This is a genomic window from Pseudoalteromonas sp. BSi20480 (assembly GCF_000241365.1).
In the GTDB taxonomy this organism is placed as follows: domain Bacteria; phylum Pseudomonadota; class Gammaproteobacteria; order Enterobacterales; family Alteromonadaceae; genus Pseudoalteromonas; species Pseudoalteromonas marina.
The window spans coordinates 15,888-30,231 of record NZ_BADX01000002.1; the positions used below are offsets into that span (position 1 = coordinate 15,888).

General features: G+C 40.1%; 10 protein-coding genes. 8 read left to right on the forward strand and 2 right to left on the reverse strand.

Annotated elements, in window-relative coordinates; all coding sequences use genetic code 11:
• The first annotated feature begins 232 nt into the window (after window positions 1–232).
• Window positions 233–3,355: a ribonuclease E gene (gene rne / locus P20480_RS17015; RefSeq protein WP_008126344.1), complete on the forward strand. Its 3,123-nt coding sequence runs from the start codon at window positions 233–235 to the stop codon at window positions 3,353–3,355.
• A gap of 450 nt (window positions 3,356–3,805) precedes the next feature.
• On the opposite strand, the gene yejK is transcribed toward rne, so the two are convergent.
• A complete protein-coding gene (gene yejK, locus P20480_RS17010) occupies window positions 3,806–4,822 on the reverse strand; it encodes a nucleoid-associated protein YejK (RefSeq protein WP_006794655.1) in 1,017 nt (338 codons plus the stop codon).
• A gap of 62 nt (window positions 4,823–4,884) precedes the next feature.
• On the opposite strand from yejK, the gene P20480_RS17005 reads away from it, so the two are divergent.
• The 7 genes from P20480_RS17005 to P20480_RS16975 all read left to right on the forward strand — a co-directional run bounded on the left by P20480_RS17005 (window position 4,885) and on the right by P20480_RS16975 (window position 11,247).
• Entirely contained in the window at window positions 4,885–5,097 is a 213-nt protein-coding gene (locus P20480_RS17005; protein WP_006794656.1) for a YejL family protein, read from the forward strand.
• A 4-nt stretch (window positions 5,098–5,101) separates the two neighbouring features.
• The gene (locus tag P20480_RS17000) at window positions 5,102–6,595 is read left to right on the forward strand and encodes a DUF3413 domain-containing protein (protein ID WP_008126352.1); all 1,494 of its coding nucleotides are present in this window, start codon (window positions 5,102–5,104) and stop codon (window positions 6,593–6,595) included.
• A gap of 97 nt (window positions 6,596–6,692) precedes the next feature.
• A complete protein-coding gene (locus P20480_RS16995) occupies window positions 6,693–7,175 on the forward strand; it encodes a DUF4124 domain-containing protein (RefSeq protein ID WP_008126361.1) in 483 nt (160 codons plus the stop codon).
• A 131-nt stretch (window positions 7,176–7,306) separates the two neighbouring features.
• Window positions 7,307–9,025, forward strand: coding sequence for a bifunctional isocitrate dehydrogenase kinase/phosphatase (gene aceK, locus P20480_RS16990; RefSeq protein ID WP_008126363.1), 1,719 nt, complete (start codon window positions 7,307–7,309; stop codon window positions 9,023–9,025).
• A 16-nt stretch (window positions 9,026–9,041) separates the two neighbouring features.
• Window positions 9,042–9,980: a LysR family transcriptional regulator gene (locus P20480_RS16985; protein ID WP_008126365.1), complete on the forward strand. Its 939-nt coding sequence runs from the start codon at window positions 9,042–9,044 to the stop codon at window positions 9,978–9,980.
• Window positions 9,981–10,155: 175 nt separating this feature from the next.
• Window positions 10,156–10,599: a ferritin-like domain-containing protein gene (locus P20480_RS16980; protein ID WP_008126367.1), complete on the forward strand. Its 444-nt coding sequence runs from the start codon at window positions 10,156–10,158 to the stop codon at window positions 10,597–10,599.
• 252 nt (window positions 10,600–10,851) lie between these two features.
• Complete coding sequence (locus tag P20480_RS16975) at window positions 10,852–11,247, forward strand: ExbD/TolR family protein (protein WP_008126369.1); 396 nt, start codon at window positions 10,852–10,854, stop codon at window positions 11,245–11,247.
• A gap of 88 nt (window positions 11,248–11,335) precedes the next feature.
• On the opposite strand, the gene P20480_RS16970 is transcribed toward P20480_RS16975, so the two are convergent.
• The gene (locus P20480_RS16970; protein WP_008126372.1) at window positions 11,336–14,254 is read right to left on the reverse strand and encodes a TonB-dependent receptor plug domain-containing protein; all 2,919 of its coding nucleotides are present in this window, start codon (window positions 14,252–14,254) and stop codon (window positions 11,336–11,338) included.
• Window positions 14,255–14,344: the final 90 nt, after the last annotated feature.

Genomic DNA, 14,344 nt, shown 5'->3' on the forward strand with positions numbered 1-14,344 from the left:
TCTGGGTAAAACTTGTAGACGTAGCTGAAAAGCCGACAGTTTTAACACCATTAAGAATTTAATAGCGTTTAGTACGCTATTGTTTGCCAGCATTTAAAAAATACTGCTTACGAAAATACAGAGCCGTTCCGTTAAAGACCCAGTCGTGAGGCTGCACATTCTAAAAATAGGAACAACTGAACAGGCGAGAAAACATCGTCATGTCAGCGACATAATTTAATAGAGTAACAATATGAAACGTATGCTAATCAATGCAACGCAGCAAGAAGAAATGCGCGTAGCACTGGTTGATGGCCAGCGCCTATATGATTTAGATATAGAAAGCCCAGGTCATGAACAGAAAAAAGCCAATATTTATAAAGGCAAAATCACACGCATTGAACCATCTTTAGAAGCAGCATTTGTTGATTACGGTGCTGATCGTCATGGTTTCCTTCCTTTAAAAGAAATTGCCCGCACTTACTTCCCTGCTGGTTACACCTTTAATGGTCGTCCGAATATTCGTGACGTGATCAAAGAAGGCCAAGAAGTAATAATTCAGGTTGATAAAGAAGAACGTGGCCAAAAAGGCGCAGCGTTAACAACTTTTATTAGTGTTGCTGGTAGTTACTTGGTACTTATGCCTAATAACCCTCGTGCTGGCGGTATTTCTCGCCGTATTGAAGGTGATGAGCGTACCGAACTTAAAGAAGCACTCAGCCGTTTAGAACTACCTAAAGGTATGGGCTTAATTGTGCGTACTGCGGGTGTTGGTAAATCGTTTGAAGAATTAAATTACGATTTAAAAGCGTTATTAGTTCACTGGGAAGCTATTAGACAAGCTGCCGACAGTGCTAAAGCGCCGTTTTTAATCCACCAAGAAAGCAACGTAATTTTCCGTGCGATTCGTGATTACTTACGTCGTGATATTGGCGAAATTTTAATTGATAAACCACGTGTTTTTGAAGAAGCTAAAGCGCACATTGAGCGTTTTCGTCCTGACTTTATGAGCCGCGTTAAGCTTTACCAAGGCGACACACCGTTATTTACACATTACCAAATTGAAAGCCAAATTGAGTCTGCGTTCCAACGTGAAGTGCGTTTACCATCAGGCGGTTCAATTGTTATTGACCCTACTGAAGCACTTACGTCTATCGATATCAACTCGTCTAAAGCAACAAAAGGCGGCGATATTGAAGAAACAGCACTTAATACTAACCTTGAAGCAGCTGACGAAATTGCACGCCAATTACGTTTACGCGACTTAGGTGGTTTGATTGTTATAGATTTCATCGATATGACACCGCCACGTCACCAGCGTGAAGTAGAAAACCGCTTAAAAGACGCTGCGCGCCCAGATCGTGCTCGTGTACAAATTGGTAAAATTTCTCGCTTTGGTTTACTTGAAATGTCGCGTCAGCGCCTACGCCCTTCATTAGGTGAAGCAAGCCAAGGTGTGTGTCCTCGTTGTAGTGGCCAAGGTACGGTTCGTTCTAACGAGTCTATTGCTCTGTCTATCCTTCGTTTAATTGAAGAAGAAGCAATTAAAGACAACACTTCTCAAGTAAATGCACAAGTACCTGTTGCTGTTGCCGCCTACTTGTTAAACGAACAACGCCGTAGTGTTCACCGTATTGAAAAGCATCACAAGTGTGATGTAGTGATTATTCCTAATCAACACATGGAAACACCACACTACGAAGTAATGCGCTTACGTAAAGACGAAACACTTGAAACAGTAAGTTACGAGCAAGTTGTTGCGCCTGAACCAGAAGCGTTTGAAATGTCAAAATCGCCTGCAGCACCTGTTCGTGAAGAGCCTATGCTAAAAGGTGTTGTTATGCCTTCAAGCCCTGCTCCACAAGCAGCGCCGGCTCCAGCAGCTAAACCTGCAGCGGTAGCCGCTAAAGAAGAAGCGGGATTATTTACTGCAATTGCTAACTGGTTTAAATCTATTTTTGCTAGCGAAACACCTGAGCAGAAAAAAGAAGCCGTTGAAAAGCAGCAAGAAGAAGCACGTAATAATAAACGTCGTGGAAACGATAATCGTCGTCGTAATAACAATCAACGTCGTCGCAATAACCCACGCTCTAAACAGCGCACAGAACGCAATACTGATGAAGTAGAAACAAAAACTAATTCACCGGTAGCAAACGAGAACCAAGAAAAGAACGAAAACCGCAACAAGCGTCGTCGTAATTCTAACTCTCGTAAGCGCCCTGAGCACAAAGCAGATAAAGATCAAGCTAAAGCAGCAGATGCGCCTGCAAAAGCAAATGCTGATACGAATGCTGAAGAAGCACCTAAAGAGCATAAGCCTAAGGTTCGTCGTCAACGTCGTAACGTTCGTAAGAAAGTACGTATTCAAGACGAAAACGCTGAGCAACTACAAGCAACTGAACAAACTCCGGTTGAAACAGCTGCAGTAGAAGAAAAGCCGCAGGTTCAAGCAAAGCCTGAAGCTCAAGAAAAGCCAGTAGCCGCTGAAAAGCCTGCACCTGTAAAAGAAGAAAAAGTAGAGACTGTTGAGTCGAAAGATGAAACTGTAGCAACTGAAGAAGAGCAAACGCGTACACGTTCGCGTCGTTCTCCTCGCCATCTTCGAGCATCAGGTCAGCGTCGTCGCCGCCCTGAAGGTGAAAGTGCTGAAACTAAATCTGATGAAGCGCCTGCTTTTGTTCCGGTTGCTGACCAAGCTGCTGCAGAGTACGAAGCAGAACTTAAGGCTAAATCTGAAGAAACGGCTGTTGACGCTTCTGAACAGGTTGAACAAGCCGTTGCTGTTGAAGATTTAGCTAAAGTTGAAGTTGCTCAAGAGCAAGTAAAAGCTGAAGAGCCAGTGCAAACTGAAGAGCCAGTGAAAGCTGAAGAACCAGTGCAAACTGAAGAACCAGTAAAAGCTGAAGAACCAGTTAAAGCTGAAGAACCAGTTAAAGCTGAAGAACCAGTTAAAGCTGAAGAGCCAGTGCAAGCTGAAGAGCCAGTTAAAGCTGAAGAACCAGTTAAAGCTGAAGAGCCAGTTAAAGCTGAAGAACCAGTTAAAGCTGAAGAGCCAGTTAAAGCTGAAGAACCAGCTTTAGAAGCTGAAGTGGTACCGGTTGAAACTACAGAGACGCCTGTGGAAGCTAAAGAAGCACCAGTAGTTGAAAAAGCGGCTGAGGCAACTTTAAATTCTAAAACAGTGATCACTAAAGGACACGCAAGTGCGCCAATGGCACAACCTGCTCCAGCAGCAGATAGTGAAGTAAAACATGTACCAGTGGCTATGGCTCACGATAAACGTGAACTTATCCCTGATAGTGGTTTACGCCCAGGTTCAATTAAACCTGCTGGTCGTGCAAGTTCTGCAATGACAAAAACGTTAAGCGCTGATTAGTAAATAAACGCTTAATTTAAAAGCCCCGCTATTTTAAATAGCGGGGCTTTTTTGTTTTAAATCAGTAATGCTTTCACTTAGAACAAAATACAGTAACAAGAAGCTGCGCTTCTAACGTGAGCAAGCTCTACGTTTACAAAACAAAGCCAAACTTTCCCCTTTGAACGCACTGTTTGCTAGTTTTTGAACACCGGGTTTTTATCCTGAAAAAAATATTCACAAAGAGGTTAAGAGACGCTGCGCTTTTAGAGAAGTGAAAATACGGCTTAAATTTGTTTGTCTACTCATTTGCTCCTCATTCTCTTCTCTTTGTGCAATTTGAATCTTTAATTTAATAAAAGGTGCGAAAAATTAGCAGATAGCTTTAAATTAACTATTGGCGTAACAGGCAATAAAAAAGCGCGATATAAATATCACGCTTTAAATCTCTTTATTGTGGGAATGCTTGGCTTATTCGCCTTCACTTTCCATAAAGCGTTGCAGTTGATCTTTAAGGTTTGGTGGAATACCTTTAATTACTAACGTATCTGTTGCTTCGTTGTAGGTTACACGCTCACCTAAATGCTTGCGCTCAAAGCTTACACTCACACCGCCGCCTAAGCCTGAAAATTTAACCATACTGGTCACGGTTTTTTTATCGACTGGGAACGTTTCTTCTAAATCGTAACTTTGGTCCTTGCAAAAGCTGTCAAACGGACTGTCATCGCCTTTTGAAATAGCCGCTGATAGTTCGGTTACGCTTGCTTCTTCACCGGTCGTTACACAATCGTTACAGTAATCAAAAACCTGCTTACGTAAATCGTCTTTTTCTGATTTATCAAACTGCTGCTCAGATAGGTAATCTTCTACTGCATTTAGCATAACTTGGCTTTGTTGTTTAGGATCAACACCTTCTTCACAGCCTAAAAAGTCTAAGAAAAAATCAGCAACTTTTCGCCCTGCTCTGCCTTTAATAAACGAAATATAACGATTATCCTCAGGTTGTGTATCCCAAGCCGTTAAATCTATACGTGCTGCTAATTGCATACGAGAAATGTCAAGATGACGCGATGCTGCTAAATCAAGCTCAGAGGTCATTGAGTAATGCTCTTTGATATTAATCATAGCAATTAACATGTAGTCCGTAGCCACGTACTGATAATGACAAAATACCAAGTAGCCTGTTTCGTTAAATGCGTATTTATCTAGCTCTTCTTTTAATACGGTAGATGCTTGCTCAGTTAAATGCCAAAAGCCCAGCTCGTTATTGCGGTAACTTTGCATTGATGACGCAACAATACTGTTTTTCTCGCCACTAAAGGCACAGTAACCTTTACCTGGCTTGCCCGTGAATGCATGGTGTAATTGTTCGATAAAAACAGCCACTTTATCATTAATGATCATTTCGTCATTGCGAAGGTGAATTTGCGTATCGTCATCTTTTTTGTCTACATAATGAACGACTAATTTTTTAACGTCTGTTGTCATCTTTGTTTTTCACGCCTCAAGTGTTAAAATACGGGAATATAACTATTTTATTGAACCAACTGATGCCAATCTTATCAAAATACTCTAATGAAGAAGTAGAACAAATCGTCGACCAGCTTATTGATGTGCTAACTCAACACAAAGCACCGGTTGATTTAAGTCTTATGTGTTTAGGAAATTCTATCACGCATATCCTAAAAGAGCATGTACCAACAGGGAAAAGACAAGCTGTAACTGAGAACTTTGCAAAAGCACTTTCACAGTCGGTTAAATAAACGCATGAATTTATCGCAGCACAATCAGTTTTCATCAAAAGCAAGTCAGTTGCTAAGTTGGGGGCATTGGTTTACCTTCGCCAACATAGGTTTAGCGCTACTAATTAGCTTAAGCTATTTATTTGCTGACTCGCCACCAACAAGCTTCATGGGCATTACATACATGCTAGTAACATGGCTTAGCCATACTAGCTTTATTGCCTTTTTGGCGTTTGTGCTGACGGTATTTCCTTTAAGTTTAGTGTTTCCTTACCCACGCCATATTCGTGGCATGGCCGCTGTTATTGCAACCTGTGGCGCGTCTTTATTAACGTTAGACGCCTATGTATATGTTAACTTGGGTTATCATTTAAACCCTTCAGCCCTGCCTGAAATTATTTCCTTACTTTGGAACCGCTTAACCACTTCTCCAGCGCTTACTACGTTTCTTGCGGGCGGTATTGTGCTATTGATTTTAGGTTTTCAATTAGTGGTAAGCAATTATACTTGGCACCATTTGGCACGCTTAAAACAGTTTAAATTTGCACGCTATGCAATTTCGTTTTTAGTGATCTGTTTTGCTTTTAGCCACAGCATTCATATTTGGGCAGACGCTAACTTAAAATTTGATATTACCAAGCAAGACAATGTGTTGCCGCTTTCGTACCCAACCACTGCGAAAAGCTTATTGGCTAAAAACGATTTACTAGATATAGAAACTTATAACCAAGCTCATAGCGTAAAAATTAATAACCAAAATATTAATTATCAGCCACCGGCTCCACTGCTAAAGTGTGATGACTTTACTCAGGCTAATGTAGACATATTTGTATTTGATACTGATGCACAACTAGTTGAGTTTGCAAATAACCACAAAGAGCTTCATAAAACGGAACTGTTTTTACAGCCTACTAACCATGACGATACGCTGTTTGGTTTAGTGTATGGTTTACCTTCATTTTACAAAGCCGCTATTTTACAAGAACAAATACTGCCTGCATGGCAAAGCCAGCGCCGTAGTATTGAAGTTATGGGTATTGATAGCCTTAGCTTTATTAATGATCAAGCTCACACCAATAATGCCATTAGAGTTATTAATGGTGCTGCCGAGCAAGCGCCACGAAACAACTCGCATGTTTTTGCCTTTAGTTTAGCAAGCGATAACGCTGAAGTAGTCACTACATCTACCTTATATACTTCTGAGAAGAATATTGCTGAAGTAAATGGGCTTATCCAACCTAGCGATTTAATTACAACAAGCGTTGGAAAATACTTAAATTGTAGCGCCATTGCTAAGCAAACAATGCTCGGTGTAAACTTATATAAGAAAAAAGATGACATGGGTGTTAACTACAGCCAAGGTGTTGTAATTGCATATAAAAAAGATAGAATCACTTTAATAGACTCAGATGGTAACTTTAAAAATATTTCTGCCGCTGAGGGGTTTTCTATTGAACAACGCTTAGATATCCCATTTTTAGTACAAAGTATTAAAAAGCTAAAAACCTTCTCTGAATAGTCATGATGTTAACCTAGCTTGCGATAATGCCAAGCTAGGTTATAGTTTTATAACACGTTAATTGCTTAGCAAAAAAATACGTTCATGGATGGCTATTATGACTAAACCTACTTACCTTTTTATTGTGCTTGGTATTCTTTTATTGAGTACACACAGCAACGCAACTACCTACTACAAATGCGTGACCGAAAAAGGCACAACCTTTTCTCAGTTCCCTTGCGATAACCAAGCGACAGCTTATAAAGTGACTACCGCTAATGTCACAGAGTCAGGGCCTGATATTGATTATTCAAAACAATTAAATGCACTTGAACGAGAACAACTTTTAAAAGGCTTAGAGGCAGAGCTGCGCAGTAATAACCATAAGCTTGCTATTCTCGACAGAAAAAAACAACGTAATGAATACAAGCAAAAAGAACGCCTAAATCATATTCTGGCTGACGACGATAAAAAGCGAATTGCAAAAGACATTACCAAAAAACTGAAGCTAATAAATAAAGAATATAAAAAAGAAGTATCTACAGTCACCAAACGAATTAAAAAACTTGAAGAAAAAAATCGAACGTTACAAAAAAAGTAATTAGCAAACATATTACTTAACTTACAATTTGCACTTTTAGTTTATCGATTAATTTAGCTTGGTTTTAAACTTAAAATAACATACCCTTAACAAAATAGAGTATAAACTCTAGTGTCAATTAAGGAGTGCTAATGCAGCCACGTAGTATTGCTGAATTAATTTTAACTGGCTTTAAAAAGCACTATCAGCTTTTTCAAAAAATAACCGCTCAAGCGCCCCTTGCCTTTGCCAAACAAGACTGGCAAGCAATTAATGATATTAGCCGTTTACGTATTAGTTATTACGATGAGCGTGTTAACGAAACAATACATACCTTAAAGCAAGACCATCCTTCGCACGAACTTGACGAAACCCTTTGGCTTGAAGTTAAAAAGCTATACCAAGAGTTCTTGTGCTTTCACCCTCAGGCTGAACTTGCTGAAACATTTTATAACTCGGTGTTTTGCAGGCTTTACCACAGACGCTATTTTCATAACGATTTTATATTTGTACAAGCCACCCTAAAAGATGCGCCATCGGTTCCTGTTGAGTCAGAATACCGAAGTTACTTTCCGGTTGTTGATGGCCTTAAACCCACAATTAAACGCATTATTAACCACTTTGACTTTAAAGCACCTTTTGTTGATTTAGAACGCGATATTCGTCTGCTAGTAAAAGCATTTTATAAGCAAGCCCCCGACACTCATCATCAACCCTGGAAAATGCGCTTTGATATTTTACATACCGCGTTTTATCGCAATAAAGCTGCTTACATAGTAGGACGGGTTGTGTCTGAAAGTGGTGTTCAGCCGTTTATAATTGCTGTTCTTCATCATGAAGATAAAGGCTTATATTTAGATGCCCTACTCACTAAATCATCACAGATGCGTGTTATTTTTGGTTTTGCTCGCGCTTACTTTATGGTTGAAACGCACGCGCCTTCTGCGCTGGTACGTTTTTTAAATGAGCTTATGCCCAATAAAACTATGGCAGAACTCTATAACGCTATAGGCTTTCATAAGCAGGGAAAAACCGAGTTTTATCGAGAATTTTTAAATCATTTAACGCATTCGAATGACGAATTTACCATTGCACCAGGTACTCCAGGTATGGTGATGATGGTGTTTACCCTGCCTTCTTTTGGTTATGTATTTAAAGTCATTAAAGACAAATTTGGTGAGAGTAAACCATTTGGCCGCGATACAGTTTTGAAAAGGTATCAACTCGTAAAAAGCCATGACCGAGTTGGCAGAATGGCCGATACAATAGAATATTCAAACGTCGTATTTCCTTTGGCGCGCTTTGATAGTAATTTACTTGAGCAACTGCACAAAACAATTGGCTCGTCGATGGTCATTGAAGGTGATTGGCTGATCATAAAACATTTGTATATTGAGCGCCGTATGACGCCACTGAACTTATTTTTGGAAAATGCTGACGACGAAAGCGCTGCAGATGCAATAGAGGAATACGGCCAAGCATTAAAAGAAATGATAGCGGTTAATATTTTTCCTGGTGATATGCTATTGAAAAACTTTGGCGTAAGTAAACATAAGCGCATAATTTTTTATGATTACGACGAAGTACAATATTTAACAGACATGAACTTTAGAGCTTTACCTAAAGCGAAAAGTTACGATGATTACTTAATGGATGAACAAACTTACTCTGTTGCCCCGCAAGACGTTTTTCCGGAGCAACTTTGCACATTTGTAACACCCAATCCAACATACAAACAGTTTTTAATAAGCACACACCCTGAACTGATTGATGTTAATTTTTGGAAGCAGGCCCAACAAAATATAAAAAATGGCCTAATAAATCATATTTACCCGTACCCGACAGCACAGCGTTTTATCCATCACTGGTAAGCGCAAGGACACACACATGAATATAAGCAAAATAGATTTAAATTTACTTGTATACCTCGATACTCTACTTCGAGAGTGCAACGTTACACGCGCAGCAAATCAACTTAGCATTACTCAACCGGCCATGAGTAACGGCCTAAAGCGCCTTCGAAACCTTTTTAATGACCCTATTTTAGTTCGTACCAGCGATGGTATGGTACCAACAGAGCGTGCCATAGAGTTACAGCCAGTTATTCGTGGCATACTTATGACACTTGAAGAAACACTTGCACCAAATAGAGAGTTTGAAGCCAGCCAAAGTAAACGTGTATTTAGGATAATGGCCAGTGACTATGCAGCAAGCACACTTGCACCAAAACTACTGAGCAAACTGCACGAAGAAGCCCCAGATACAACTTTAGATATACTTACGCCAAGTGACGTGACCTTTCATGATGTTGAAAATGGCAAAGTAGATATGGCAATCAACCGCTTTGAAAATCTGCCACAATCGTTTCACCACAAACGCATATGGAAAGACAGCTTTTGCTGCCTTGTAAAAGCAGACAACCCAATTATTGAAAGCTTCAGCCTTGATAGCTATCTAAAAGCGCGCCATATATGGGTGAGTAAAACGGGGTTTGGTGTGGGCGTTGGTATGGACCCTAAAGATGTGCAAAAGCTAGGTTGGGTTGATGAAGCTCTTGCCCACTTTGGGAAACACCGAAATATTGCCACATTTACGCGTAATTACCATGTAGCCATTCACTTGGCAAAAGAGCAAAATTTAGTGGCCACTTTGCCATCAAAAGCCGCTAATATTTATTTAGACGATGCCGGCCTTAAAATTTTAGAGCCGCCATTTCCTATTCCTCCTTTTGAGTTAGACATGATTTGGAGCCCACTGCTACACAGAGATGCAAGCCATATTTGGCTTCGTCAAAAAGTAGCTGAAGTGGCTGATGAGCTAAAATAAACTTATTACACGGTTATTTGTAAGATTTGCTAGGCGTAATATTGTTTTTTCGCCTAGCTATTTTTAATAATAAAAATATACCTATAAATATCAGCAACTTAAACCACCTTTTTAAAATGGAATGGCCCTTGCTTTAGTTATGATAAGTTTCATTCATAACATTAAAGAGGTCATTATGAACACCCTTCAAGGAACAGACGCTAATCATATTTCAGACATCATTCAAGTAATGAACAGCGGTATCGATTTTTACCAAAAAGCACAAGAAAATATTAAAGACCCTGCTATTGGAGCATTATTCCAGCGCATGATTGACGCACGCAGAGTCAGCGTTGAACGCCTGCAACCCTATGCTATTAACGAGCAAGGTGAGCGAGAGGAAGGCTCTTCATTTGCTGTAGAAGCGCGCAGAGCATACACCGCACTTCTTACTACATTTGGCTCAAACAACGACAGCACGTATGTAAGCGAGCTGGAAGAAGTTGAAGACAAAACACTAGCAGAAATTAAAGAAGCAATGGATAAGCCACAACCCGCAGATTGTGAAGCCGCGCTTGCTGCAACACTTCTTACAATGCAAAGCTGTCATGCTGAAATGAGCCGTATGCAAAAAAGCTAAATAACCTGAATTGTATTTTAGCTATTCAGTAAATTATTCCCCATACAAACCCAGCCATAGGCTGGGTTTTTTATTGCTTTAAAATCATTTAACCTGTTTGAGTAACATGTCAGAACATAGTTTATACAAATATTTAATGTTATTAGAATATTTATTTAACTGTATTATTTTTCAGCTGTGCTAGTTTTGTTAATAGGATCCTAAAAACCTCGCTGTGGCGCCGCAGCTTTAATTAAAATAGTAAGGTCCAATATGAAAAATAAAACAGCTAAACTGCAAAATAACGCCGACGTAGACATGACCCCAATGCTTGATATTGTGTTCATACTGCTCATATTTTTTATTGTTACTACGTCATTTGTTAAACCCGTCGCCATTGAAATAAATCGCCCATTAGACAAACCAAGTATTGAAAAACAAAGTAAAAATGCAGTTTTCAGTATTGATGCAAATAACGGTGTTTACTTTTCAGGAAGATTAATTGACTTGGAGCAAGTGTCGAACAACTTAGCCATGTTTGCAGCTAAATATAAAATAAGCTCTGTGCTTATAAAAGCAGATGAAAACAGCAAGCACAACACACTCATGACTGTGATGAACAGCATTAAAGAGTACGACAACTACGCTATTAGCTTGGTTTCTGACTAAAACCTGTTAGCTAATTAGCCTTAAATATAAACCCAAAAAAAGGGCCTTGCGGCCCTTTGAGTTAAATAACGAAAGGGAGAGTTATTTATTAAAAACGGTACTCTGCGCCTACATAGTAGTACGCGCCGTTAAAGCCAAAAGGTGCTGAACGACGAGAGTATTCAAACACACCGTTACTACTTACAACGGTATTGCCGTTAGCATCTACAATTGTGCCTGTACGAGAGTTGCCAATTTCATTTTTGTCTGGGTATACATCAAACAAATTATTAGCGCCTACATTCACAGATAGGTTTTCGTTAATGAAGTAATTAACTTTTACGTCTGTTAATATTTCGGCACCGTAAGTTTGACGACCACCATCTTCAACTGTGTATTCACCAAAGCGATTAAGCGACAGATTAACGGTCCAATCTTCGTTTTGGTAAAGCGCACTTAGGTTAATACGATCTTCTGGTTGCCACTCTTCAATAATCGAAATTTCTTGATCTGAAAACACACTTTCTACCGGCACAGTTTCAAGACCTGAGCCAGAAGGTGTGAATAACGAAACAACTTCAGTTTCTGTAAAGTTTGCAGCAAGGGTAAAATCAAGTGTGCCGCCAAACCCTTCAGTGTTATATGTTGCAACAAAATCTATACCGCTGGTTTCAGTGTCTGCGCCGTTCAAGAAAAACTGACCAGCACCTGCACCAGAGCTAACAAGCGCTGCGTCTAAACTAGTAGACAGCCCTTTACCTAAACGGTTACTAATAACAATTCGGTCATCAATATCGATTGAGTAGTAATCTACCGTTACGTTAATGCTGTCTGTAACGTTATATACAATACCTAAGCTACGGTTTTGAGACTTTTCTTCTTTAAGTTTTGGAATACCTAAACTTTGCGCCAGTGTTGAATCGTTTCTAAACGTGCCCACTTCTTCGGCTACTAATGTGCCATTTGGCCCTACAACAAACTGTGTGCTGATGTTGTTAAAGTAAAGCTGTTGCATAGATGGCGCTCTAAAACCTGAGCTTAATGCGCCACGTAATGAAATATCGTCTGTAATTGCCCAGTTACCTGCTAACTTAAAGTTAACCGTATCGCCAAAGCCTTTGTAGTTATCGTAACGAAGTGCGCCAGATAAAATAACGTCTTCAATAACATATGCTTCAGCGTCTAAGTAAAACGAAATTACATCGCGTGACTCATCTACTGAAGATGCAGGTGACGAACCACCAAAGCCTTGCGTGCCACCAGAAGCATTTTCGCTGCCAACACCGCCGCTTAGACCGCTGTAAATACTTACGCCATTATTTGTATCGTAGTCACGATATGCGTACTCATTACCGGCTAAAATGCGATACTCATCAGTACGCATCTCTGCACCCATCGCAAGTGAGTAGTCATCAAAGTTTTTAGTAAAATCTAAATTAATTGTTTGTAGCGATAGTTCCATACCGTATGCGTATGCTTCGCGCGGGATAGTAGTACGGATATCAGCAGCGCTTAAACCTTGTTCGTAACGCAAAAAGTTAGCGTATGACGCATTAATTGTATCGCTTGTTGTGTAGTCGATGCTGTTTTCACCGTAGGTGTACGATAAATCAAGGCTTGAATCGTTATCAAACTCTGTTTTGTAACCAAAATTGTAAGAAATATCATCAATGGTGGTATTTATTTTTGGTAAAAAACCAAGTGGGATTGTTGCATCGCCATCTTGCAATACTGGGTTACCACCCGCATTAGCATTATGACGGAAAAATGCGGCTGATTCGTTATCACGTGTTGAATACGTAATAAAACCATATAATTCGCCATCGCCTAACTCGTAGCCAGTATTTACCGTTAAGCCAAACTGTTGTGAATCAGCGTCACCGATTCTAAATGTGTTACGATCAGCTGTTAATTCACGCGGATCGCCGGCTAACAACGTACCATCGCTTAGTTCTTCACAGCCGTAAAACTGACATGAACCATGCAAGCCTGCACGATTAGTTGGCGCACGGTCACGGTAGTTAATCGTTGTGTTTAAGTAACCATTGTCACCTAGTGCAAACCCTTTGTTGAAGTCAACATTAACTGTTTCGCCGTCACCTTCAGAGTATTCACCATAGTTAATAGCTGCTTTGCCACCTTCACTACCATCTTTTAATACAATGTTGATAACACCAGCAATTGCATCAGACCCATATTGAGCAGCCGCACCGTCGCGAAGTACTTCAATACGCTTAATAGCAGATGCCGGTATAGCATTCATATCAGTACCGGCAGTACCACGACCAACCGAGGTATTAATATGGATAATACTAGCTTGATGGCGACGTTTACCGTTGATCAACACCAATGTTTGATCGGGACCTAAACCACGTAACGTTGCAGGTCTTAATGCATCGGTACCGTCGCTAATAGATGAACTTGAAAAGTTAAATGAAGGCGCAATTGCTTGTAGCATACGGCCCACTTCTGTTTGCCCTGTATTTTCAAGTGCTTCAGCACTTAAAATATCGACCGGAACGGGTAAATCTTCAACCGAACGCCCTGCTACACGGCTACCGACAATTGCAATTTTTTCGATTTTGTCTTGAGCAACGTCTTCTGCTGCATTTACACCTTGAGAATTTACCGCCAGTAATGCCGGTAATACTGCTGCACTGACTGCTGAAAGCTTCATCATGTTGTTATCATTCCTGTTGATTTGTTTGAGTTTTATACTCAGTAATCCATTTTGATCAACAACCGCATCGAGCTCAGTCCCCACCAATAATGCCTCCAGCGCATCTAGTTGGGTATAGAATCCATAGACAGAATTTGCTTCATACTCTTTAGCTAACTCGTATGAAAACACCACAGTTTGCTTGGTTTGTTTAGCAAATTCTATTAAGGCTTTGTCTGCTCGCTGCGCTTTTATATCAAATTGCACCATTTGCCCGGTAGTTTGACTTGCGGCTTGCACGCTTAGGCTAAACATAGCTGGTGCAAACACACATAAACCACTCAATAAATGCAATTGGTTACTGCGCACTGTATATAAACAGCTGGCAAACAAAAATCCTCTATGGTTTTGTTTCTTTTTTTTAATTCTTTTTTTTACGTGCAGGATTTAAAGATGCAA